Here is a 22959-nt window from a genome sequence, read left to right on the forward strand (position 1 = left end):
GGCGGCCGCCCGGTCGGTTGCTGTGCTCAGCGTTGACGACGCCCCACAAAGACTCAGGGCGTATAGCTCGAAAGCTATACGCCCTGGTGATGCTTGGTGCGCCGCGTAGGACTTGAACCTACAACCCGCGGATTAAGAGTCCGCTGCTCTGCCAGTTGAGCTAGCGGCGCTCGTTGGCAACGGAGAAACATTAACACGGTCATCGCGGGGCTCAAAAACGGGCCTCGGGTCGATCGGCGCGAGCAACCCGACGGTCGGTTGACCCCGTCTCTTGCATCGGTAGGGCAGGATGGCCGCGCGGAACGTGAGATCGGGGCAGATGATGGTCAGCATGAGGCGCTCGCTACTTGCGGTCGTGGCTTTGGTGGTGGTGGCGCCCATGGCGCTGGCAGCGTGTGGGGACGATGCCAAGGAGGCGGGGGCTGTGGGTGGGGCGGGTAGTTCGTCCGCTCCTGCCCCGGTTTCGTCGGCGGTGCCCGAATCGGGTGTTGTGGCGGCGGACGGGCCGTTGACGCTGAGTGTGACGCCGGCTGCGGGCAAGAAGGGCGTACCCCTCAGCACTGAGATCGGGGTCGACGTCTCCGGCGGCAAAGTGACGACCGTCGCACTCAAGGACGCCAAGGGTAAGGCCGTTGCGGGAGAGCTGCGCGAGGATGGCTCGTCCTGGGTGCCGGCCAAGGCCCTCACGGCAAGTAAGACGTACGAGGCGAGCGTCACCGCCGTGGACAGCGCGGGGGTCTCCAAGACGGAGAAGACGACGTTCACCACGATGGCGAAACCGGCCAAGAAGACCGGAACCGGGCTCTACCTCTTCGACGACCACACGTACGGCGTCGCGATGCCGATCGTGGTCGAGTTCAACCCGGGTATCAAGAAGAAGGACCGGGCCGCCGTACAGAAGCGACTCTTCGTGAAGAGCGAGCCGGCACAGCCCGGTGCCTGGTCCTGGACCTCGACCGGCACTCAGGTCTACTACCGTCCGCCGAAGTTCTGGGAGCCGGGCACCAAGCTCACCGTGCGCGCCGCAGTGGGCGGCCTGCCGACCGGCGGTGGCCGCTACGGCGACCAGGACCGGGGTGCGAGCGCCAAGATCGGTCGCAGCCTGGTGATGAAGGTCGACAACAAGACCAAGAAGATGACGGTCGTCGAGAGCGGCAAAACGGTGCGTACGCTGCCCGTCAGCCTCGGCGCCCCGAAGCACCCCTCATCGAGTGGCACCATGGTTGTCATGGAGAAGATGGCAGCGACGGTCTTCGACACCATGGATGAGGCTCCGCCCGGCGAGGGCTACGTCACAGACATCGAGTACGCCCAGCGTCTGACCTGGTCAGGGCAGTACATCCACTCGGCCCCGTGGTCGGTGGGCGCCCAGGGCAGCCGGAATGTGTCACACGGCTGTGTCAACGTGTCCCCGTCGAACGCCAAATGGCTCTTCGACAAGACGCTGATCGGCGACCCGGTCACGGTCAAGGGGACAGGCGACAAGCTGGCCTACGGGAACGGCTGGACGCCCTGGGACCTGAGCTGGAAAGAGTTCGTGAAGGGCAGTGCCATCGCGGTGCCGGCGGAGCTGGCGAACCAGGATGGCCAGTCCTGATTGTTGAAGCGTAAAGTCCCGACGGGGTGTGGCACGAATTCGGGATGGGGGGTCCGGCATCCATGACAGATGATTGGCGCCGGACCGAGGTGCGGTGAGAGGGATCATGAAGCTTCGTGGATTTACCGGCAAAGCCGGGGGGCGGCAGTGGCGAACTGCCGCGGCTGCGCTGGTGGCCGCGACCGTGCTGTTGAGCGCGGGCTGCAGCAGTGACGACAAGTCGGCGACGCCGGCATGGCAGGGCGGCAGCGCGGGCGCCTCCGGGGAGCCTGCGCCGCAGCCGACGCTGAGCACCGTGGCGGTCACCTCACCGGCGGCCGACGCGACCGATGTGAAGGCGATCACGGAGGTCAAGTACGACTCCGAGGATCCGCAGAACACCACCGTCACGGTCGCGGATGCCGACGGCAAGGAGATCCAGGGCACGCTCGACAAGGACGACAAGGTCTTCAAGCCGGCGGTCGCGCTCGGCTGGGGCAAGACCTACACGGTGACGGTCACCGGCACCGCGTCCGGTGACAAGGGCGGCTCCGCCACCAGCAAGTTCACGGTCATGAAGAAGCCCTCGCAGCTGGTCCGGGTGACGAGCTTCCTCGGCGACGGCCAGAAGGTCGGTGTGGGCATGCCGGTCATCATCAAGTTCGGCCGCACCGTGCCCAAGAGCTACCGCGCCGAGGTCGAGCGTCGCATGACGGTCACTGCCCAGCCAGCCCAGGAAGGCTCCTGGTACTGGATCAGCGGCACCGAGATGCACTACCGCCCCAAGGTCTACTGGAAGGCCAACTCCAAGGTCTCCTACAAGATCGCGCTGGGCGGCGTCGAGATGGACAAGGGCTGGTACGGCCGCTCCGACCTCACCGTCGACTTCAACGTGGGCCGCTCCTTCATCATGACGGCGGACAGCAAGAACAAGCAGATGACCGTCACCCAGGACGGCCAGGTCATCAAGAAGCTCCCGATCAGCCTCGGCAAGGCCAGCACCCCCTCGTCGAGCGGCACCGCGGTCATCATCGAGAAGAAGGAACACACCGTCTTCGACACGATGGACGAGCTGCCCGCCGGTGAGGGCTACCGCACGAAGATCGACTACGCCCAGCGCTACACCTGGGGCGGCGAGTTCGTCCACGCCGCCTCCTGGTCCGAAGGCGTCCAGGGAAAGCAGAACGTCTCCCACGGCTGCGTGAACGTCTCCGAGGCCATGGGCAAATGGCTCTTCGACCGCACCCTCATGGGCGACGTCGTCACGGTCAAGGGCACCGGCCGCAAGCTCCAGTGGCAGAACGGCTGGACCGACTGGAGCATCAGCTGGGACGAATACAAGAAGGGCAGCGCCCTCTGAGCGCAACACCCTGAAGCACCCCGCACCATGAGACATCCCCGGGCCGGTCGTTCCCACGACCGGCCCGGCCCCATTCCCCCGGCCCGTTTTCCCACGCCGGCTCTTGGCGGCCTGCTTGACGCGGAGGCGGCCTTGACTGCGCGGCGGCCTTGACCGCGCGGCGGCCAGCGTCGCCCGCTGCCGCTTGCCGGCCGACGTCCCTTTCCGCCGCGCACTGACCCCCCATGGCGAAACAGGTCCTGGTCAGGGCGCGCGGACCGTACCCTCAGGCAGTGGTTCGATCATTGAGCGCAGGAGCCCTGGCCGCGCTCCTGGGGCTGCTCGGGGCGTGCACCGCCGACACCGCGAGGACAACCGCCCCGGCCCCTGCGCCGTCGCCGAGCGTCTCCCCGGCCGTCGATGAACCGCCCGGCTCCCTCGCCTGCGCCAAGGTGATCGCCGCGGTCCGCGACGCGACAGTCATGATGCCCGGCGTAGCCGACACGATCCTGCAGGCCACCGGCACCGCCGATGCACCCGTGGCCGACGCCGCCCAACGTCTCGCGGAAGCCTTCACCGCGGCCGTCCAGGCCCAGGGCGCCGAGGACGAACCCGACAAGATCGCCGCAGTCAGCGCCGCCGCAGCCGAAATGGTCGAGATCTGCCGCGACTCCGGCCTCGAGTCGGCCGGTTGAACCCACTGACGGCCGGGCGGCGGCGGGTGTGGTGGACAGGGGCCGATACGGTCGCGGCGGTGGGTGCGGACCTTGATGATGATGTTGCGGGGACGTGTGCGGAGTATCTGGCGCTGGCGGATTCCTATGAGCCCGGTCTGGTGCGGGGGCTCTATCTGCAGGGTTCCCTCGCTCTGGGCGACTACCACCCCGGCACGAGCGACATAGATTTCGTAGCGGTCGTCTCCCGGCCACCGCAACTGCGGGCGCTGGAGGCCATTCATGCAGACCTTCGGCGTACGCGCGGAGCCACGTTCTTCGACGGGCTCTATGTGAACGAAGGGGATCTGGCCCGGGACCCGGACGGACTCCCGGACGGGCCGGCGGTGCACGAGTGGCGCGTCGATCCCGCGTCCCGCTTCGAGCGCAACCTTGTCACCTGGCACGTGCTGCATCAGGGCGGGACAGCTGTGCGGGGACCCGCCGATCTCGACATCCACACCGACTGGCCCGCCCTCGCCGAGCAGACCCGTGCAAACCTGGCCGGCTACTGGACCGGCTGGCGGGCCAGGACGGCGCTGGGGCTGGCCGGCGTGGGGGAGTGGAACACCTGTTGGAGTGTGCTCGGTGTGGCCCGGCTGCGGCACACGCTGGCGGCCGGCCGGGTTACCTCGAAGTCGGAAGCCGCGGGCTTCGCCCTGGAGACATATGAGGAACGCTGGCATCGCGTCATCAGGGAGGCGCTGCGCATCCGGCGTGGCGAGGGGCGGTCGCTCTATCGCAACCCGGTGCGCAGGCACGCCGACGTGGTGGGTTTCATGACTCGGGTGCTGCGGTCAGAAGAAGCAGCGGGCACCGCAGCGGAACAGTGATCGGCTTCGTTTACGTACTACGCAAGCGCGACACGGAAATGCACGCTGCATCGAAGGGTCGGACATGGATGTAGAGGAACACCGCATTCTGGAGGCGGCGGACGGGCTGTTCTATGCCCGCGGTTTTCACGCTGTTGCGATGGCTGAGATCAGGACCGCCGCGGCCGTTTCGCTCAAGCGGCTCTACCAGCTGTTTCCGGCGAAGAATGAGCTGCTCCTGGCCGTCCTCGACCATCATGACGCGGCGTGGCGGGGCCGGCTCAGTGCCTTCGTCGAGGCCGGCGACGGCGGGCCGCTCGCGATCTTCCAATGGCTCGAGCTCCGGGTGGGCGAGCCCGGCTTCCGGGGCTGTTTCCGGCTCAATGTGTACGCGGAACTGGGCGCCCGTTCGCCCCGCGTCGCCGAGCGCGTGCGCAGTCACAAGGCGGACTTTCGCGCGTACCTGGAAAGTCTGACCTTCGACGGTGACCTGGCCGATCACCTGATGCTGCTGTTCGAAGGCGCGACGGTGACGGCGGCAGCGACCGGCACCACCGCCCCGGCCCGCCAAGCCCGCGAGGCAGCGGCGCAAGCCCTGTCCAGAAAGCGACGTGAGCCCTACTTGGGCTGAATGAGCCAGTTCCAGGCGCGCCGCAACCCGTCGCCGAGCGAGGAATCGGTGGCGTCCGCACTCGGTTCGGGGAGGTCACCGGCCGTCTGCGAGATGATCACGCCGTGCTCGAAGATGCCGTCGATCACGGACGCGGCGGCGTAGCGGTGGCCTTCGGAGGTCTTGACGACCACGCCGTGGAAGATGTCTTCCTGGTCGTCCGAGAGCACGTGCTCAACCGTGCCGACCCGCTCGCCGGCCCGGTCGTAGACCGCGGTGCCGTCGTTGAGAACGAGGAATGACTGCGGCGCCCCAAGGTCCTCGGGCGCGGTATCGGTGTCCGCCATACCCTGGACGTACCCCGGAAACGGGCTGGTTACTCGCCCGGGGGCAGGATCGCGACCTCGCGGTAGAAGCGGTCGATCGTGCGGACCGTCGACTCGAACTCGTCGAGGCCGAACGGCTTGGTGACGTAGGCGTTGGCGCGGTGCTGGTAGCTCGCCGCGATGTCCGGGGCCGCACCCGAGGTAGTCAGTATCACGACCGGGATCGTCTTCAGCTTCTCGTCGGTCTTGATCGCGGCGAGGGTCTCCCGGCCGTCCATGCGGGGCATGTTCAGGTCGAGCAGGATCAGGTCGGGGCGTTGCGCGTTCTCGAACGGCGTGTTGCGGCGCAGATAATCGAGGGCTTCGCGGCCGTCGGCGACCCGGTTGACCGTTGTCAGGCGTTCCGTGCCCTCGAGCGCCGTGCCCTCGAGCGCCTCCGAGATCATGAAGGCGTCGGCGTCATCATCGTCGACGACGAGGATCTCGAGAGTTCGCACCAGTGCCCCCTTGATTGCAGTGGCGCAAGCATAGGTGTGGCAGGGTCCGGCCACCACACACGGGCGGTATGAATTCCGTCAAGAGGAGATGTGTCTCATAGTGGTTTCTTGCAACCTGCAGGAAACACCAGCTCACGCCGCGTCGATCAAACGTGTTTGAACCCCAACGCAAAGTAGTTGGGGATCGAACGCCACGGATTGATGGTCGTCATCCGTCATCGATTTGTGACCACGAATGACGTTTCGACGGAAGGCGCCCAGAAACCGGGCCCGGCGGGAAAAGGGCAAAGGTCCCGCTTCTGGCGGCGACTGGTAATCCGGCTGATGGTGATCGTCGTCTTCTACTGCGCGACGGGCGCTGCGGCGGCCGAGGCCTACGTCGAATCGGTCCCGCTTCCCGACGCGCCGATCGAGCCGCAGGCGTCGACGCTGTACTTCCGGGACGGCAGCACGATCCTCGCCCGGGTGGGCACCGTCGACCACAGCGACGTGCCGCTCTCCGTCGTCCCGAAACCGGTCCGCGACGCGATCCTCGCCGCCGAGGACCGCAGTTTCTACGACCACGGCGGGTTCTCGGTGCGGGGTCTGGCCCGCGCGCTGGTCGCCGATGTCAGCGGTGGTCAGCAGGGCGCCTCGACGATCACCCAGCAGTACGCCCGCAACGCCTTCCTGACCCAGGACGTCTCGGTCGGGCGTAAGGCGAAGGAGCTCGCGCTCTCCGTCCAGCTCGAGCGCAAGTACACGAAAAATCAGATCTTCGAGCGCTACCTGAACACCATCTACTACGGCCGCGGCGCGCAGGGCATCGCCGCCGCCGCGCACGCGTACTTCGGCATCACGCCGGACCAGCTGACCGCCGCCCAGGGTGCGGTGCTCGCCTCGGTCATCAAGGACCCGTGGGGGTTCGACCCGGCGAACGACGCGCATGCCGCGCAGGTGCGCTGGAAATGGGTGGTCAAGTCGGAGCAGACGCTCGGCTGGCTCAAGGACGATCTGGTTTACCCGAAGGTCGACGCGGCCAACGCGAAGAACCCCGGCGCCGACGGCATCATCATCGACCGGGTGGAGCGCGAGCTGGCCGCGCACGGTGTCACGTCGCAGATGCTGCACACCCGCGGCCTCAAGGTGATCACGACCCTGGACGCCACCGCTCAGCGCGCCGCGGTGAAGCAGGTGAAGAAGAAACTCGACGCTCAGCCGGATGACCTGCGCGCCGCGTTGGTCGCTCTCGATCCCAAGACCGGAGGGGTACGCGCCTACTACGGCGGCGCGGAGCGGGGCTACTTCGACGACGCGTCCGCCTCGCACCCGGCCGCGTCCACGTTCAAGCCGATCGTGCTCGCCGCCGCGCTGGAGAAGAACATCGGCGTGAACTCGCGCTGGGACGGCAGCTCGCCCCGCATCTTCCCGGGCCGGCTCGGCGTGCCGCTGAAGAACCACCTCGACCTGCAGTGCCCCGACTGCACGCTGAAATCGGCGATGGTCGACTCGCTGAACACGCCGTTCTACGCGGTCACCGAGCAGATCGGCACCGAAGCGGTCCGGGACATGGCGTGGGCGCTGGGCATCTCGAAGAAGTACGGGACCTCGCCGACCCTGGTCGACGTCAAGGGCGACCCCAAACCCGGCAAGACCAGAGCGGACATCGCGATCGGACGGTACGCCGTGACGCCCGGCGACCTCGCCACCGTCTACGCGACGTTCGCCTCGGGCGGCGTACGCCACGATCGCTTTTTTGTGCAGACGGCCGACGCCGCCAACGGTGAACGGCTCTACACCGCCGTCCCGAAGTCGACGCCCGTGCTCGACAAGGCCGCCGCGTCGGACATCTCGTCGGTGCTCAGCGCCGTCGTGACGAGCGACAAGGTGGTCCCGGGGCGGCCCGCCGCCGGTAAGACGGGCACCCAGCAGTGGGGCAACACCAAGGACAACCAGGACGCCTGGATGGCCGGATACACCCCGGATCTGGCGTCCGTGGTCTGGATCGGCAAGGCCAAGCCCGGCCCGATCCGCGAGAAGTCCGGCAAGGCGATCGAGGGCGACACCGTCCCGGCGAAGCTGTGGAGCGACTTCACCCGTGACGCTCTGAGCGGTTCCCCGGTCCAGGCGCTGCCCAAGGCGACGCATATCGGCCGCACGGACGTCGGTGACGCGGGCAAGACGCACACCGGCACCAAGGGCGGCGAGAGCAGCGACCAGAGCCAGCAGAACCAGGACGGCAAGCTCGGTTTCGGTACGCCCGTCGTACGCACCGCCGGCACCGGCAAGCGGCTCGCGCTGACGTTCGACGACGGCCCGTCCTCCTACACCCCGGAGATCCTCGACCTGCTCGCGCAGAACGGCGTGAAGGCCACGTTCTGCATGGTCGGCGAGGAGGTCGAGCGTTACCCGGAGCTGGTGCGCAGGGTCATCGCCGAGGGCCACACGTTGTGCAACCACTCGTGGAAGCACGACGACCTCGGCCAGATGTCCGCTGCTGATGCCCGCGCCGACATCGAGCGCACCGACGCGGCCATCTCGGTGGCGGCCCCGGGCGCGACCGTCCCGTTCTTCCGGGCGCCGTACGGCTCGTGGGGCACGTCGAACAAGGAGGGCGCGAAGCTGGGCCACACCCCGCTGGGCTGGGTCGTCGACCCGGACGACTGGCTGCTGCCCGGCGCGGACGTGATCGCCGACCGGATCGAGACGCAGCTGACGCCGCGCGCGGTGGTGCTGGTGCACGACGGCGGTGGTGAGCGCGAGCAGACCATCGAGGCGCTGACGAAGCTCATCCCGAAGCTGAAGGCCGACGGCTGGAAGTTCGACCTGCCCGAGAAGACGGTCGCATCGCATCCGTTGCCGCAGCAGAGCACCGAGCCCGAGTCGCCGGCACCGAGCGAGAGTTCGAGCGCCCCGCCGCAGTCCGGGGACGACGACCCGGGCAGCGGCGACGACCCGGGCGACAGTGACGACCCGGGCAACGGCGACGATCCGAGCGACGGCGACACCCCGAGCGAGGAGCCCGGGAGTGACGCGCCCGACCAGGGGGATGGCACCCCGGAGACCGGCAGCCCGGCGCCGGCGACAACAACCGGGGCTCCGGCGGGCCGGTAGGGCTCAGCGGCCCAGGGTGTCCAGCAGGCGCAGGACGCCCGGGCCGAGGATGACGACGAAGATGACCGGGAACAGGCAGAACAGCACCGGGAAGAGCAGCTTGATCGGCACCTTCTGGGCCTGTTCCTCGGCCCGCTGACGACGTTTGGTCCGCTGGTCGCGGGCGTGTTCACGCAGCACGCCCGCGATCGGCACACCCAGCTCGCCGGCCTGGATCACCGAGGTCACGAACGACTTCAGCTCGCGCACCGTCGTGCGTGCGGACAATGAGCGCAGGGCCTCCGTACGCGAGATGCCGATCTTCATCTCCTGCAGCACCCGGTGCACCTCGGCGGGCATCGGGCCGGCCAGGTTCGCCGAGACCTGGGCCATCGCGGCATCCAGGCCGAGCCCCGCCTCCACCCCGATGACCAGCGCGTCGAGCACGTCCGGCAGCGACTGGGCCAGCTCGCGCTGCCGCTTGGTGCCCAGGTCGTTGACGATGATGTCGGGCAGGAACAACCCGAGGATCGCCGCGGCGGGCCCGGCGAGCACCGCGCCCCGGGCTCCGGCGAGGGCCGCGCCACCGAGAGCGCCCGCCAGCCCCATCCCGACCAGCAACTGACCCCGGCGGCGGACCACCGTGTCGATCAGCCGGTCCTCGGGGTTGCCCGCATAGTCGAGCAGCCGCACGAGGCGCCCCCGCGCGGCGGCCGGGGTGACCATCCGCCCGAGCCGGTCGAACGCGCCGACGGTCGCCGCCCGCAGCTGCTGGTCCAGCGTCGGCCCGCGATCGTCCCGCAGCTTGCCGCGCCCCGCGCCGAACATGCTCAGCGTGCGCATCATCCGATCGCCCCGCGTCGGCGGCAGCGCCACGGCCAGCAGGAACAGCCCGACCGACGCGGCTCCGGTCAGAATCGCCACGACCTCGATGATCAGCAGCCCCATCAGCCGGCCATCACACTTCCACCCGCACGACGCGGCGGAGCCAGAGACCTCCGACGACGAGGAGCCCGGCGGCGACGGCGAGCATCACGAGGCCGCGCGGGTCGGTGTAGAGCGGGCGGATGTACTCCCGGCGGAACAGGAGCATCCAGGCGCCCATGATGATCGGCATCGCGAAGAGAATGCCCGCGGACAGCCGCCCCTCGGCGGACAGTGCGCGCACGCTGCGCCGAAGGTAGTCACGTTCGCGCATGGTGTCCGCGGTTGTCTGCAGCACCTCGGAGAGGCTGCCGCCGACTTCCCGCTGCAGCCGGATCGCCATGACCAGCCACTTCATGTCGTGGTTCTCGGTGCGCCGCCCGACCCCGTCCAGCGCGTCCTCCAGCTCGGCGCCGAGCCGGGTCTCGGACAGGGCCCGTCGTAGTTCCCCCGCGACCGGCCCGTCGCTGTCGCGGACCGCGTTGGAGATGCCGTGCTGCAGCGTGAATCCCGACCGGAGCGAGCTGACGATCATCTGCAGGGTCTCCGGCAACTCCTCGGCGAAGCGGGCCTTGCGCCGTTCGACCCGGCCCTGCAGCAGCGCGTTCGGGATCAGGAAACCGGCGACCAGCCCGGCCGGGATGCCCAGGAACCACGGCAGGATCAGGCCGAGCACCAGCGCGAGGGCCAGCGCCGCACCGGCCTGGATCACCAGCCACTCGCCGGGCCGGATCGGCACCGCGGCCGCTTCGAGCAGCGCGTGGTTGTCGAGCCGGACGAGCCGCCCGATCCGCTCACCGGTCCGGGCGATCCCGGCGCGGATCGCCGCGACCACGAGCCCCTTCGTCACCGGTGTCCGCACGGCGAAACGCCGCAGGGACTCCAGGCGCCGCTGGAAGAAGGTCTTGCCGAAGAGGGCCTCGAGGATCAGGTACGCGACGAGAAACACCGCAGCTGCCATCGCCACAGCGGCGAGGACGAGCCACATCATCGGCGCCCCTTGGCGGGTGCACCGGTGAACAGTGCCGGCGGCATCGTCACGCCGTAGACCGCGAGGTCGTCGGCGAACCGCGGGCGCAGACCGGTCGGTTCCAGAGCGCCCTTGAACCGGCCGGCGCTGTCCATGCCGGCCTTGAAGTCGAACAGGAACAGGTCCTGCAGGCTGACCACGTCGGCTTCCATGCCGACCACCTCGGAGATGTGGGTGACCCGGCGGCTGCCGTCCTTGAGCCGGCTGACCTGCAGGATGACGTCGACGGCCGCGGCGATCTGATCGCGGATCGCGCGGATCGGCAGGTCCATGCCGCCCATCAGCACCATCGTCTCCATCCGGGCGATGGCGTCGCGCGGCGCGTTGGCATGCAGCGTGGTCAGCGAGCCGTCGTGGCCGGTGTTCATCGCCTGCAGCATGTCGAGTGCGGCGGCGTCGCGGACCTCGCCGACGACGATCCGGTCGGGGCGCATGCGCAGGGCGTTGCGGACCAGGTCGCGGGTGCTGATCGTGCCGGCGCCCTCGGAGTTCTTCGGGCGCGACTCCAGGCGTACGACATGGTCCTGGCGCAGTTGCAGTTCCGCCGCGTCCTCGATGGTGACGATCCGCTCGTCGTGCGGCACGTACGAGGAGAGCACGTTGAGCATCGTGGTCTTGCCGGAGCCCGTACCCCCGCTGACCACGATGTTGCGGCGCCCGCGCACACAGTTCTCCAGGAACGTGGCGGTCTTGGCGCTGAGCGTGCCGAAGCGGATCAGGTCGTCGACGGTCAGCGGCGACACGGAGAACTTGCGGATCGTCAGCGAGGAGCCGTCCAGCGAGACCGGCGGCACCACGGCGTTGACCCGGCTGCCGTCGGGCAGTCGCGCGTCGACCATCGGGCTGGCCTCGTCGACGCGGCGCCCGACCCGCGAGCAGATCCGGTCGATGATGCGCCGCAGGTGCGCCTCGTCGTCGAACTCGACGTCGGCGCGTTCGAGCCGGCCGAAGCGTTCCACGTAGATGAGGTCGAAGCCGTTCACCATGACCTCGCTGACCGTCGGGTCGCGCAGCAGCGACTCGATCGGCCCGTGCCCGAGCACGTCGTCGGTGACGTCCTGGATGATGCGGGCCTTGTCGGCACCGGCGAGCGGGGTCTGTTCCCGCGCGATGAGCTCGGTCAGCGTCTGCTTGACCCGGGAGTCGAGGTCGTCGCCCTGAGCACCGTCCGAATAGAGGGTCGGCCCGAGCTCGTCGGCGAGCTGCCGCTGGATCCGCAGCCGTACCTCGGTGACGGCATCCCCGACCTGCACGCCGGCGGCCCGGTACCGCTGTTCCGTCGCGGAGACCGGACCCTCGTCGACCGGTTCGGCAACAACAGGCGCGGCGGAGGGGGACAGCGCGGCGATGCGCGCGGAAAGACTCATCGCCGTTTCCCGAAGGCGAAGATGCGCCGTCGCGACTCCTGCGCGCTCGTCACCCCGGAGCAGCGGTCGGCGAGTTTGCGCAGGGCCAGGCTCACCGGGTGGGTCGGGTCCTGCAGCACGATCGGCAGGCCGCGGTTGACCGACACGGGCACGTCCCGCGACGACGGCACGTGCACCGACAGGTGGGCGCCGACCGCCTCCTCGACGTCCTCGGTGGTCAGCCCGACCTCGGTGTTGGCGCGGTTGAAGACCACGAGCCGCCGGTCGCGCGGGTACTGCAGCAGGTCGAACATCTCGATCGTGAGCCGCACACTCTTGAGCGTCGGCAGGTCGGGCGTCACGATCGGCACGAACCAGTCGGTCAGGTCCAGCGCCGAGAGCACCTGATCGGTGACCGCGGGCGGGGTGTCGAGGACGATGAAGTCGTACATGCCGCGGGCCACCTCGAGGATCTCGGTGACCAGTTCCCGGCCGACGTGTTCGCCCTCGGCCGGGCTCGACGGCGCGAGCAGCGCGTCCCAGCCGGGCCGGTAGGGCGTGATGACCGAGCGCAGCCCGGCCTCGTCGACCTTGCCGCCCATCGAGATCGCGTCGGAGATGCTCCGGTTCGGTGGCAGCTGCAGCATGATCGCGACATCGCCGAACTGCAGAGCGAGATCGACGAGCAGCACCCGGCGGCTGCCGTCGGCGGAGAGCGCGGCGGCCAGGTTCGTGGCGACGACGCTCTTGCCACAGCCGCCCTTGCCCGCGAAAACGGTGATGATCTTCGCGCTCTGATCCTGGTCGCTCGCGCTGCGCAGGCTGGTGCTCAACGCCTTCGACAGGTCGATCGACCGGGCCGCCGCGAGTCGGATCCCCTCGGCGTCCAGCTCCTCGAGCACCTCACGGATCCCGGCGCGCATCGCCCGCCCGAGCACGTCCGGCTCCAAGGTCCGGCGCAACAGCAGAACCCCGATCAAAGGCCTCTGCACCCTCTGGTACGCCGTGAAGGTCAGCACCTCCTCCAGGTCCACGGTCGCGCCGACCATCACCAGCAGCGTCTCGGGATTGCGCGGCAGATGCGTCTCCAGCTCCGCCAGCTCGCCGACGATCGCGAAGCCGTACTCGCGGTAGACGGCCCCGACCGAGTTGCGCCGCTCGGCATCCGGCTCGACATACACGTAGTACGTCACGAGTTCCCCTTCGGCCAGAGTGAGCCGTAGTCGACGGCGGCCGACGGCGTGACCTCGGTGCCCTCGCCGAGCAGCCCGAGGTACAACTCGGCGGTCTGCGCGGCGTGCACGAGCCGGGTCGCGTCGGCCTGGTTGACCGCGAGCGTGGCCGGATACGACTGGGCGGCCCGGCTGCTCGCCGCCCGCGACGTGGACGTCGGCGCCGGCGTGACATCGCTCGGCTGGCCGCTCGTGATGCTGATGACCGTCGCGGCCGGCAGCAGCACCCGGGTCTTCTGCGAGTCGGGTGAGCCGCCCTTCGGATACGTCACGAACACGGTGACCCGGTCGCCCTCGGCGACCTTCTCGGCGACACCGGGCGCCATGCTGACCTCGACGCTGATCCCGAGCTGCCCGTCGGGTACGCCCACGGTGGCCGCCGATGTCGTGCCGGCGACGCCGAAGAGCCCGCGCATGACCAGCTGCTGCGGCGCGAGATCGGCGCTCAGCTCCAACCGGTCCAGGTCGGCGCCGAGTGCGTTGAGCGTCCCCTCGGGAACGGTCTCGGCGGGCATCACGACCGTGCGGACGAGTTTCTGCTTGCGGATCTCGGCGCCCGTCGTGCCCGCCTTGATCTTCTTGGTGGCGAGCAGCACGGAGATCGCCTGCCGCCCGTCCACGGCCCGCTGGTCGACGCCGCGGGCGTACAGGGTCATGGCGACCCCGCTGATCCCTGCGAGGACCAGCGCGGCCAGTGCGATCAGAACCCGGCGTCGCATGATTCCCCCGTCATCCGGTACGTCCGATAGCCGTTACGCCGTAGTCGGCGGCTCCCTCGACGGAGAACCTCGGCTGCGAGCGCGGTGCGAGCATCTGGGTGAAGTAGCCGGCCACGCACGGCGTGCCCGGGTCGGTGCAGAGCGCGCCGTCCGGCTGCCCGGTGTAGCCGGTGACGACGTACGCCGCGTAGCCGGTGACGTGGATCTGGTCGGCCGCGCGGCTGTCGTAGACAGGGACGAGCATCGGCAGGTGCTCGTCGCGCGACTCGGCGAGAGCGTCGGGGCAGCCGGTCGCGGTGGCGGTGACGTCGACCGGCGGCGTCGGCGTGACGAAACAGGTGCCGGCGCTGTCGAGCCAGGCGAAGCCGCAATCCGTACCCGTCCCGGGGTCCTCCGGAAGAGCGGTGGAAGCATCCGCGGGTGGGTCGGGAAGGTGTCGTGGCATCGCGCCGATGGTCTGCTGCGTGTCGTCCGGGATATCGGGTACGCCGTAGAACTCCGCCGGGATGCACGCGGCGGAGATGCCCAGCGGCCGCAGCCGCATCGACTCGGCGGCGCCCCAGGAGACCCGGGAACACGCGCCGACCTTCGCGCCCTTGGACTCGCCGGAGAACGCCCCGGCCAGCGGTGCCGGCATGACGAGGTCGTCGCCGTCCCGGTAGTAGCTGCGCACCTCGGCGTACGGCCCGAACGTCAACCGCAGCGACGGGCACTCCACGCCGGTGTTCCAGTCCGCGCAGTTGATGCCCTCGACGCACACCTGCGCCGCGACCGCCGCGCTCAGGTTGTTGTTCGGCTGCGGGCCGTAGACCTGCGCGGCGACGAGCTGGTCCACGGCGGGTTGCTGCGCTTCGTTCGTACACGAGGCGGGGTCTTCGATGCAGGACTGGGCAACCGCCCAGGCCGCGGCATCCGCGCCGGACTGCAGCTGCTCGCGCTTGGCATAGAGGTTGCCCACGTCGAGCACCAGGGCGGTGGCACCGATCAGCACCCCGCCGGTGAGCAGCACCGCGACGATGACCGCGATCGCGCCGTCATCGTCGGTTTTCGAGATGTTCAGCCGACGCATGGCATCACGCCGGTCGCATGCAGCTCGAAGCTCGTGACGTTGCGCCCGCCGAAGCTCGCCATCAGGCTGCCGAGGCCGGTGGGGGAGTCGTAGAAGAGCGTGAGGTCGACTGTCGCGTTGTCGTCGGTGCCGTCGAGCGCGCATGCGGACACGGACATGTCGACCTGGGTGTTGTCGGCGCTGACGCCGAGGATGCGGTTCACGGTCTGCGCCACCGCGGCTTGGTCGCCGTTCAGCGCGGCGACGCGGGCGCCCTCGTGCGCGGCCTCGGTGAGGTTCAGCTGACGGTTCCAGCCGATCCCGAACTCGATGATGCCCAGAACAATCAGGAGAAGCAGCGGCAGGACGATTGCCATCTCGACAGCGGCCGCTCCGTGATCGTCACGCAGCGGCCGCCGTACCGAGAAGTCAGGACCTAGCTGCCGCTGTCCGAGCCGCCGCCGAGCTGGTTGGCCACGTCGTCGAACATCGCGTCGATGTTGCCGCCCAGCAGCGTCACGCTGGAGATGATGATGACCGCGATGAGACCGACGAGCAGGGCGTACTCGACCGCGGTCGCACCCTCGTCGTCGTCGGAGGGCCAGCGACGCGCCATCTCGCGCAGCAGGGTGATCAGCATCGTGGTTCTCCTTCTGGGGTGCCGCGACTACTTGCGCCGGCATGGTCAGCCTGTCGCAATGTGTATCGGTCCCCGCGGGAATCACTAAAGGTTTTGAAGCGGTCATGGCAGCTCTTCGAACCACCCTGCTACCTGAGCCGGAGTCAGGTCGAATCCGGTGGCGTGCGGGCCGGCCCAGTTCACGCCGACGAGCAGGTCGTCACGCCGCAGGCCGGGAAGCCAGCTGTCCAGCCAGTCCGAAACGGGTATCTCGACGACCTCGAAGCCCTGATAGGCCTCGACGGCGCCGACGATCCGCTTGGCGCGTGACTGCTTCGACCAGAACGGGAGAGCGCCACCGGGGGCGGGGAAACCGTGGGAATCCCGGATCGACCAGACCCGGCCTTCCTGGGGTACCTCGCGGCGGAACGCCGCCTTATGGGCTGCACTGAGCGACATGGCCGTCCCCCTCCTGATCCGACGCTGCCCCTATCGTCGCTTGTCGGAGGGTTCTTGGTGATTTGAAACCCTAAATCAGGCCAGCAGCGCCAGGCCCTTCACCAGCTTGTCGATCCGGTTCCGCGGCCCGACCAGGCTGACCGCGTGGTACGCGAGGGTCTCGCTGTCCGTTTCGCCGAGCTGTCGCAGGTATTCGTCGTAGACCCGGGTGCTCTGCCCGTTCGCCGGCATGTCGGCGACGAAGACGCCGAGCGACCCGACCGCCTTCGCCCGCAACCCGGGGAGCTTGTCGGCCCCGGCGCCGAGCACCGTGCATCCCGCCCAGGGCAGGCCGGGGTGCACCGAACCGGTGCCGTCCTTGGCGTCCGGCCCGAGCAGCCCGGTGACCGAGGCGGTCGTCGCGGCGGCGACGCAGACGGCCGCGTTGACGGCCCGCCCGGCGGGCATGTTCTCGTCCACCACGATCACCCACTTGAGCCGCGCGGAGCGGGTGGGCTCGTCGGTACGAATCTCCTCGGGTTCAAAACCCACCTGATTAACAGCGTCCATAAGTCGAAACGGTAGGCACTTCGACGGGTGCGCGGCAAGGAAACCGTACTTAATTCGGCTAGCCTGCCAAGATGGCTGACCTGGACGAACTTGATACGGCGATCCTGCGGGAATTGCAGGTGGACGCACGGCGCACCAACCGCGACATCGCCGCCGCGGTGGGCGTCTCGCCGACCACCGCGCTGGATCGCACCCGGGCTCTGCGCGAGCGCGGAGTCATCCGGGGCGCCGGCCTGACGCTCGACCTCGCAGCGATCGGGCGGCCGGTGCAGGCGCTGATCGCGGTCCGGATCAGGCCCCCGTCGCGCCGCAACATCGAGGCGTTCCGCAACTGGGTGACCGCGCTGCCCGACACGCTCAGCGTCTTCGTCACGACCGGCTCCGAGGACTTCCTCATCCACGTCGCGGTGCCGGACAACGACAGCTTGTACGCGTTTGTCATCGACCGCCTCACCGAGCACGCCCATGTGGCCGATGTGCGAACGTCCGTCGTCTACGAGCACCTGCGCAACGACAGCATCACGCCCGCCTAGCTATTCTTCCGAAAATGGAGATCAGGGAAGCGACCCCGCAGGACTGGCCGGCCATCTACCCGTTCTGGTCGCAGATCGTGGAGGCGCGGGAGTCGTACGTCTACCCGCTCGGCGCGAGCAGCGACGAGGCCCGCGCGATCTGGATGCAGGCGCCGCCCGCGCACGTCGTGGTGGCCGTCGACGGCGATGGCGTTCTCGGCTCGGCGACGATGGGCCCGAACAAGGCGGGCCCCGGGTCGCATGTCGCGACGGGCAGCTTCATGGTCGGCCCGGAGGCTCAGGGTCGCGGGGTGGGCCGTGCGCTGGGCGAGTACCTCATCGACTGGTCGCGGCGCTCGGGGTTCAGGGGCATCCAGTTCAACGCTGTTGTGGAGACGAACGCTCCGGCCGTACACCTCTGGAAGTCTCTGGGTTTCGCGGTCATCGGCACGGTGCCGGAAGCCTTCGATTCGGCCTCGCACGGTCTCGTAGGACTGCATGTTATGTACCAAAAACTGTAAGTCTGCCCGCGGAGTCCGATATCCGCCCTAGCCTCGGTTCTGATCAACCGAAGCTTTGGGAGGTAGTTCGCATGAGCAAGACTCGGCGCGTCGCGGCGATGATGACAGCGGCGCTGGCGGCCGTGGGGCTGGCGACGACGGTGGCGGTAACGCCGGCCGCCGCGGCGGTCAAGGGCCCGCACCTGATCACGAACTGGACCCGGCCCGTAGCCCCGGACGAGGGCACGTGGGTCGACCTCTACTGGAAGACCGGCAAGCCGGTGTGCGACGCCGAGGTGACGATCGACGGCAGGAACGTCTCCCTCACCTACCCGTCGAACACCGAGACCTACACGTCGTTCTCCAAGAGCGCGAACCTCAAGGCCGGAAAGGTGGACCGGACGGCGTTCTACGTCATCGCCTACTACGACGCGACAATGGTCGTGAAGCTCAAGGCGACAATCGTCTACAACACCTGCGGCGACGACGCGGTCGAGAAGACCAAGAAGTTCGACGTGAAGCTGCCTGTCATGGCGGACACCGCGCTCTGACGGCGGCGGACTTGCGTGCGGCCGACGGGGGCTGCCGGCCGCACGCAAGCCTTTCCAGCGGGCCGCCACTCTCGCGGCGACCGTGCCTATTGGGCCTACCGGGCCGCCATGATCACGGCTGCCGGGTCGGTGCAGACCAGTTCGAGGGCCCGGGCCACGACGGCCGGGTCGTACGTCGAGGTGTGGAACGTCGCCTCGAGGTGCAGCACCCCGTTCATCTCCGAGGTGGTGAGCGTGATGCCCTCGGGGCTGTTGGCGGTCGGGACGCTCTGGTTGACCCGTCCCGCGGGCTCGACGGCCCACGGCAGATCGCCGAGCATGTCGTGCCGTCCCTGGTTGCTGAAGGTCAGCGCGGGCCTGGGCACGGCGGGGGCCTGCGACGGGTACGGCTCCGGCATCCCGGGCGCCCCGGTGACCAGCATCTTGCCCTCGCGCAGCACCATCATCGTCAGGATCCGGCCGGTGGCGAGCTCCGCCTTCAGCGTGGTGTGGATCGACTTCGGGTCGGTCAGATCCTCCGGCGACAGGTACGGGCCCATCACGAAGTTGCTGTCGATGCTGACGCCCTTGTCGACATAGCGCCGGGCGTCCGCGAGGAACGTGCCGCCCCGCAGATCAGGGTCGAGCCCGAGGTCGCGCAGGGCCGCGGTGAACGCCGCGAAGGTGATCGCCGAGGTGGTCACGCCGGGGGCGTACTGGTCGCGCCACGCCCGCATCTCACCGAGTACGGTCGCCGACCGGGCGGTCACCACGGTCAGGCTCGCCGTCCACGGCTGCACCGGGCCGTCGAGGTGCTCCGGCGGCCGGGCGAAGCTCATTCCCTGCTTCCATCGGCCCGGCTTGGTGCCGAACTGCTTCCACCAGGCCACGGGCAGCGCCCAGCGGTGCCGCACCGAGGGGGCGATGGCGGCGGCACGCTCCTCGCCGGCCGCCCGGATCAGCTCGCGCAGGAGCACGTTCACCGGGCCCGCGTCGCCGTACGCGTGCGACACCTTCATCGCGACGTACCCGCCGCCGACGAGGATCCGCAGCGGGTGGTGGGCCCGCGGCTCGGCCTGCAGCTCCAGGCTCATCGCGTCGAAGTCGGCCGGGCCGTCACCGAGGTCGCTCACCGCGTCCTGCACGTACCTGGCGAACGCGGGCGCGTCCATGTGCAGCCAGCGCGCGCCGCTGCGGTCGAGACGCGACACCGCCCGGTGCTCCGGGTCGGCGGCGTGCAGGCCGATCAGCGCGTTACGCAGCCGTTCGGCGTTCACGCCGGTGAGCGGGCCGACGGTGCGGATGTACTCGAGCGGTAGCCAGGCGCGCTCGCGCAGCGTCAGGCTGGTGGTGGACACGATGTTCTCTCCTTCGGGAGCTGCTTTGGCGAAAACCACGCGCAGCACGGTGGGCGCCACCAGGACCGTCTCGACGGCCATCACCACGGCCACCCAGGCGACCAGGTCGGTCAGGCTGCCGCGGCTGCCGCCGTACCAGGCCGCGACGAGCTCGGCGGCCCCGGCGAAGACCGAGAAGTAGCCGGCGCCGCGGACGGTGCCCTGCACCCGGGAGATCGCCAGGAAGAAGTGGTGGAAGACGAACGGGATGTAGGTGAACGCGAGGATGGTGAGCGCGGTGCTCGCGGACGCGGCGTAGCTGGCACCGAAGATCAACATGATCCAGTGCGCGCCGAACGCCACCACGAGCGACGCGGGCAGCCCGACGGCGAGACAGATGCCGAGGCCGACCCGGACCTTCGAGCGCAGCGCCGCCTTGTCGCCGCTGGCCACCGCGAAGAGGGTCAGCGCCACGTTGCCGGGGACCATGGCAAGGAACGAGGTCACCATGAACGCGGTGTAGAAGGCCGCGTTGGCCTCGGTGGAGAGGACCGCGGTGACGACCAGGGGCAGCGCCGCCCGGGGCAGGTAGGTCGCCAGGTTGAGCAGGTTGTGGTCGAACGTCGAGCGGCCGCGGCCGCGCAGCAGGGCCACCCGGGGACGCACCGAATCGACCATCGCGCGGCTGCGCAGCGCCCGGCCCAGGATCGCGACCGACGCGACCATGCCGGCGATCCAGGTCAGCAGCAGCTCGCTGCCGGTGAGCGTGATCGGCAGAACCGCCAGCACGCCGAGCAGCACCAGCTTGATCACGGAGAACCAGGCGTTGCGCATCAACTGCAGCGGGCCCTGCAGGAGGCCGACGAGGGCCTCGTCCAGCACCAGCGTCATCGCGTTGAGCGCGATGCCGAAGACCAGCAGCACGGTGGCGGCCGTGCTGCCGAGCGCGTCCCGCAGACCGGGGAAGGCCAGGTGGGCCAGGCCGACGTAGATCACGCCGCCCACGGTGGCCGCGGAACCGGCGACGAGCAGGCAGGTGGAGATCAGCTCCCACTTACGCCCGCGCAGCGACCCCAGGTCCGAGATGAGCATCGTGCCCATGCCGAACATCCCGATCGTGCCGATCAGGGTCATCGCGGACACGGCCGCGGAGGCCTGGCCGACGGCGGCGGGCGAGGCGAACCGGGCGGCGACCCACCAGTACGCGAAGCCGAACAGCGAGGTGATCGCGGTGGTCGCCATCAGCGACCCGGCGTTCAGGAAAAGATCGAGGTGCCCGCGCATGACGGTGATGAGGCCGCCACGCCCCGGACCCTCGGGCCCGGCGTCAAGGCTTTCCGGTACGGCCTCGGTAACCGTGCTCTCCACTGACCGCCCCCAGTCGCCGTGATCGACTGCCAACGGTAGTTACTGCGCGTATTCATCTGCCACGGCGAAGTGGGGTAGTCCCGGCGTTCCGTCCGGAGTGGATCACCCGGCCGATCGGGGGAGGCCATGAGGCCCGAGTGACGGCTGTGACCTGGGACTATTCCTCCCACACCGGAATCGGGGGCAAACCGCGCCCAGCCCGCTCGGCATCGGACATCTCCTGCATCAGGGCGGCCTTACCCCGCGTGTACGCCTCGCCCGGGCCGAATCGGTCCATCAGTTCTGTTTTGCGCGCGGCGTACCTTTCCCGCTCCGCGGGGTGGGTGGTAAGGTAGTCACGGAGCAACCGCTCCGGGCGTTCCGGCCAGCTCGCCGTAGGGACCACATACAGGCAATACCCGAGACTGTCGTAGTTCTCACGACGGTAGAGAAGCATGTCGTCGACCGGCGGCACCGCGAGGCGATACGCCAGCCTGCGGAGCGCGCCGTCATCGACCTCGTCGAGATCCTCGATAGCGGCCAATAGATCGATGGTGGCCGAGGCCGGCATGCCAGGCACGGCCGTAGCACCGATGTGCTCCACCTCGTCGAAGTAATCTTCGAGCGCTTTGATCGCCGTTCGGGCGAGAGCGTCCCAGCGCGGATCCGGCTCCGCAAGCGTCACAACCAGCCCACCTTCTTCAGCCTTCGATGCAGCGCCACGGCCGAGATCACCATGACGGCCAGTGCGACCCCGTAGCCGTACTTCCAGTCCAGTCCTGGGAGATTCGCGAAGTTCATCCCGTAGACGCCGGCGATGGTGGTCTGCACGGCCGCGATGGCCGCCCAGGACGCGATCTTGCGCATGTCGTTGTTCTGATCCACGGAGACCTGGGCGAGCCGGGCCTGCAGGATCGAGTTGATCAGGTCGTCGAAGCCGGCAACCCGTTCCACGGCCCGGGTCAGGCGACTACGTACGTCCACAAGGTACGGATACAAGCCTTCGGGCACCACCCCGCGGTCGAGAAGTCGCGTCAACGGCTCCTGCAACGGCAGCACGGCCCGCTTGAATTCCACCATTTCGCGCTTGAGCTGGTACATGTGGGCGATGTCGGGGGCCAGGTCGGAGAAGGCCGTCTCCTCCAGCCGTTCCAGGTCACGCTCGACGCTACCCGCGACCTCCAGATACAGCTCGATCATCCGGTCGCACACCGCATAGGCGACAGACCACGGCCCGTGCGCCAGGATCGCGGGTCGCGCTTCGAGCTCTTCGCGTACGGGCTTGAGCGCACCCGCCGCCCCGTGCCGCACGGTGATCACGAAGTTCCGCCCGATCAGCACGGTCACGTCCCCGGTGTCGACCACCTCGGAGGTGGCGGTCAGCTCTTCGTGCTCGACGTAACGCGCGGTCCGCAGCACGAGCCGGGTGACCTCGCCGACGGTCTCCGCGGCCGGTCGGTGCCCACCGGTCAGCGCCTGGTCGGCCGTGAGCTCGTGCAGCCCGAAAACCTGGGCGATGGCGGCCATGGTCGGCTCGTCGGGCTCGTGCAGCCCCAGCCACACGAACGCGTCCCGATGCCGTGCCGCCACCCGGGCGGCCTGCGCGAAGTGCGCGTGCCCCGGACGCCGGTCGCCGCCCTGGTAGATCGCGCAGTCGACCACCGCGTCCGGATTGCGCTGCCGTTGCCGCGGAGCCTGCGGCTCGACCCGGTTCAGTCCCTCGATGAGCCGCCCCAGAGCCCGGGGAAGCGCGTAGGGCTCCCGTCGCCGCCACCCCAACATCCGCCGCGCCCCCCGCTTTGCTCGCCTGTTGTGTCCGACGTTAGCGGTCGGCTGCCGTGGTGGTTCGGGCCGGCTTCATG

The 22959-nt window shown here is 69.0% G+C and carries 24 protein-coding genes and 1 tRNA gene; 9 read left to right on the forward strand and 16 right to left on the reverse strand.

Annotated features, from left to right (window positions below; translation table 11 throughout):
* Positions 1-94 precede the first annotated feature (94 nt).
* A tRNA-Lys gene (locus tag Aco04nite_RS13645) sits at positions 95-170 on the reverse strand.
* 152 nt (positions 171-322) lie between these two features.
* Here Aco04nite_RS13645 and Aco04nite_RS13650 point away from each other — a divergent pair.
* The 5 genes from Aco04nite_RS13650 (at position 323) to Aco04nite_RS13670 (ending at position 5071) form a co-directional block, all read left to right on the forward strand.
* Positions 323-1597, forward strand: coding sequence for a L,D-transpeptidase (locus Aco04nite_RS13650; RefSeq protein WP_212997730.1), 1275 nt, complete (start codon positions 323-325; stop codon positions 1595-1597).
* A 106-nt stretch (positions 1598-1703) separates the two neighbouring features.
* Positions 1704-2936: a L,D-transpeptidase gene (locus Aco04nite_RS13655; protein ID WP_212997595.1), complete on the forward strand. Its 1233-nt coding sequence runs from the start codon at positions 1704-1706 to the stop codon at positions 2934-2936.
* Positions 2937-3208: 272 nt separating this feature from the next.
* A complete protein-coding gene (locus Aco04nite_RS13660; RefSeq protein ID WP_244875967.1) occupies positions 3209-3610 on the forward strand; it encodes a hypothetical protein in 402 nt (133 codons plus the stop codon).
* Between the two features lie 59 nt (positions 3611-3669).
* Positions 3670-4461, forward strand: coding sequence for a nucleotidyltransferase domain-containing protein (locus tag Aco04nite_RS13665; protein ID WP_212997596.1), 792 nt, complete (start codon positions 3670-3672; stop codon positions 4459-4461).
* Between the two features lie 64 nt (positions 4462-4525).
* On the forward strand, positions 4526-5071 hold the full coding sequence (locus Aco04nite_RS13670) for a TetR/AcrR family transcriptional regulator (protein ID WP_212997597.1): 546 nt from the start codon (positions 4526-4528) through the stop codon (positions 5069-5071).
* Here Aco04nite_RS13670 and Aco04nite_RS13675 read toward each other — a convergent pair.
* Together Aco04nite_RS13675 and Aco04nite_RS13680 are read right to left on the reverse strand one after the other, a co-directional pair.
* Positions 5059-5397: a PRC-barrel domain-containing protein gene (locus Aco04nite_RS13675; protein ID WP_212997598.1), complete on the reverse strand. Its 339-nt coding sequence runs from the start codon at positions 5395-5397 to the stop codon at positions 5059-5061. The genes Aco04nite_RS13670 and Aco04nite_RS13675 overlap by 13 nt on opposite strands.
* A 29-nt stretch (positions 5398-5426) precedes the next feature.
* Positions 5427-5873 carry a response regulator gene (locus tag Aco04nite_RS13680; protein WP_212997599.1) on the reverse strand — a complete coding sequence of 149 codons (447 nt, stop codon included), beginning with the start codon at positions 5871-5873 and terminating at the stop codon, positions 5427-5429.
* A gap of 324 nt (positions 5874-6197) precedes the next feature.
* Between Aco04nite_RS13680 and Aco04nite_RS13685 the strand changes: the two genes are divergently transcribed.
* Positions 6198-8966, forward strand: coding sequence for a transglycosylase domain-containing protein (locus Aco04nite_RS13685; protein WP_244875969.1), 2769 nt, complete (start codon positions 6198-6200; stop codon positions 8964-8966).
* 3 nt (positions 8967-8969) lie between these two features.
* Here Aco04nite_RS13685 and Aco04nite_RS13690 read toward each other — a convergent pair whose 3' ends face one another.
* The 10 genes from Aco04nite_RS13690 to Aco04nite_RS13735 all read right to left on the reverse strand — a co-directional run bounded on the left by Aco04nite_RS13690 (position 8970) and on the right by Aco04nite_RS13735 (position 16871).
* Entirely contained in the window at positions 8970-9893 is a 924-nt protein-coding gene (locus Aco04nite_RS13690) for a type II secretion system F family protein (RefSeq protein ID WP_212997601.1), read from the reverse strand.
* A gap of 10 nt (positions 9894-9903) precedes the next feature.
* Positions 9904-10860: a type II secretion system F family protein gene (locus Aco04nite_RS13695; RefSeq protein ID WP_212997602.1), complete on the reverse strand. Its 957-nt coding sequence runs from the start codon at positions 10858-10860 to the stop codon at positions 9904-9906.
* Positions 10857-12266 (reverse strand): TadA family conjugal transfer-associated ATPase, encoded by a 1410-nt coding sequence (locus Aco04nite_RS13700; RefSeq protein WP_212997603.1) that lies wholly within the window; start codon positions 12264-12266, stop codon positions 10857-10859. Before Aco04nite_RS13700 ends, Aco04nite_RS13695 begins: the two co-directional genes overlap by 4 nt.
* A complete protein-coding gene (locus Aco04nite_RS13705) occupies positions 12263-13438 on the reverse strand; it encodes a CpaE/TadZ family protein (protein WP_203842251.1) in 1176 nt (391 codons plus the stop codon). Before Aco04nite_RS13705 ends, Aco04nite_RS13700 begins: the two co-directional genes overlap by 4 nt.
* Complete coding sequence (gene cpaB, locus Aco04nite_RS13710; RefSeq protein WP_212997604.1) at positions 13435-14196, reverse strand: Flp pilus assembly protein CpaB; 762 nt, start codon at positions 14194-14196, stop codon at positions 13435-13437. The genes Aco04nite_RS13705 and cpaB overlap by 4 nt, the downstream gene beginning before the upstream one ends.
* Positions 14197-14206: 10 nt before the next feature.
* Positions 14207-15265 (reverse strand): pilus assembly protein TadG-related protein, encoded by a 1059-nt coding sequence (locus Aco04nite_RS13715; protein ID WP_212997605.1) that lies wholly within the window; start codon positions 15263-15265, stop codon positions 14207-14209.
* Complete coding sequence (locus tag Aco04nite_RS13720; RefSeq protein ID WP_280519342.1) at positions 15253-15654, reverse strand: TadE/TadG family type IV pilus assembly protein; 402 nt, start codon at positions 15652-15654, stop codon at positions 15253-15255. The genes Aco04nite_RS13715 and Aco04nite_RS13720 overlap by 13 nt, the downstream gene beginning before the upstream one ends.
* Positions 15655-15680: 26 nt before the next feature.
* Positions 15681-15884, reverse strand: a complete 204-nt coding sequence (locus tag Aco04nite_RS13725) for a Flp family type IVb pilin (RefSeq protein WP_203842255.1) — start codon at positions 15882-15884, stop codon at positions 15681-15683.
* Positions 15885-15986: 102 nt separating this feature from the next.
* Positions 15987-16322, reverse strand: a complete 336-nt coding sequence (locus Aco04nite_RS13730; protein ID WP_212997607.1) for a DUF2750 domain-containing protein — start codon at positions 16320-16322, stop codon at positions 15987-15989.
* Positions 16323-16397: 75 nt separating this feature from the next.
* On the reverse strand, positions 16398-16871 hold the full coding sequence (locus tag Aco04nite_RS13735; RefSeq protein ID WP_212997608.1) for a DUF2000 domain-containing protein: 474 nt from the start codon (positions 16869-16871) through the stop codon (positions 16398-16400).
* 71 nt (positions 16872-16942) lie between these two features.
* Here Aco04nite_RS13735 and Aco04nite_RS13740 point away from each other — a divergent pair, with 71 nt between their 5' ends.
* The 3 genes from Aco04nite_RS13740 (at position 16943) to Aco04nite_RS13750 (ending at position 18434) form a co-directional block, all read left to right on the forward strand.
* Positions 16943-17404 carry an Lrp/AsnC family transcriptional regulator gene (locus tag Aco04nite_RS13740; RefSeq protein WP_244875970.1) on the forward strand — a complete coding sequence of 154 codons (462 nt, stop codon included), beginning with the start codon at positions 16943-16945 and terminating at the stop codon, positions 17402-17404.
* Between the two features lie 14 nt (positions 17405-17418).
* Positions 17419-17904, forward strand: coding sequence for a GNAT family N-acetyltransferase (locus Aco04nite_RS13745; protein WP_212997609.1), 486 nt, complete (start codon positions 17419-17421; stop codon positions 17902-17904).
* Between the two features lie 71 nt (positions 17905-17975).
* Complete coding sequence (locus Aco04nite_RS13750; RefSeq protein ID WP_212997610.1) at positions 17976-18434, forward strand: hypothetical protein; 459 nt, start codon at positions 17976-17978, stop codon at positions 18432-18434.
* Between the two features lie 95 nt (positions 18435-18529).
* Here Aco04nite_RS13750 and Aco04nite_RS13755 read toward each other — a convergent pair whose 3' ends face one another.
* The 3 genes from Aco04nite_RS13755 to Aco04nite_RS13765 form a co-directional block, all read right to left on the reverse strand.
* Complete coding sequence (locus Aco04nite_RS13755) at positions 18530-21118, reverse strand: lipopolysaccharide biosynthesis protein (protein WP_212997611.1); 2589 nt, start codon at positions 21116-21118, stop codon at positions 18530-18532.
* Positions 21119-21275: 157 nt separating this feature from the next.
* Positions 21276-21782 (reverse strand): GrpB family protein, encoded by a 507-nt coding sequence (locus Aco04nite_RS13760; protein WP_212997612.1) that lies wholly within the window; start codon positions 21780-21782, stop codon positions 21276-21278.
* Positions 21779-22879 (reverse strand): magnesium and cobalt transport protein CorA, encoded by a 1101-nt coding sequence (locus Aco04nite_RS13765; RefSeq protein WP_212997613.1) that lies wholly within the window; start codon positions 22877-22879, stop codon positions 21779-21781. The genes Aco04nite_RS13760 and Aco04nite_RS13765 overlap by 4 nt, the downstream gene beginning before the upstream one ends.
* Positions 22880-22959: the final 80 nt, after the last annotated feature.

Source organism: Winogradskya consettensis, assembly GCF_018332715.1.
Classification (GTDB): Bacteria; Actinomycetota; Actinomycetes; order Mycobacteriales; family Micromonosporaceae; genus Actinoplanes; species Actinoplanes consettensis.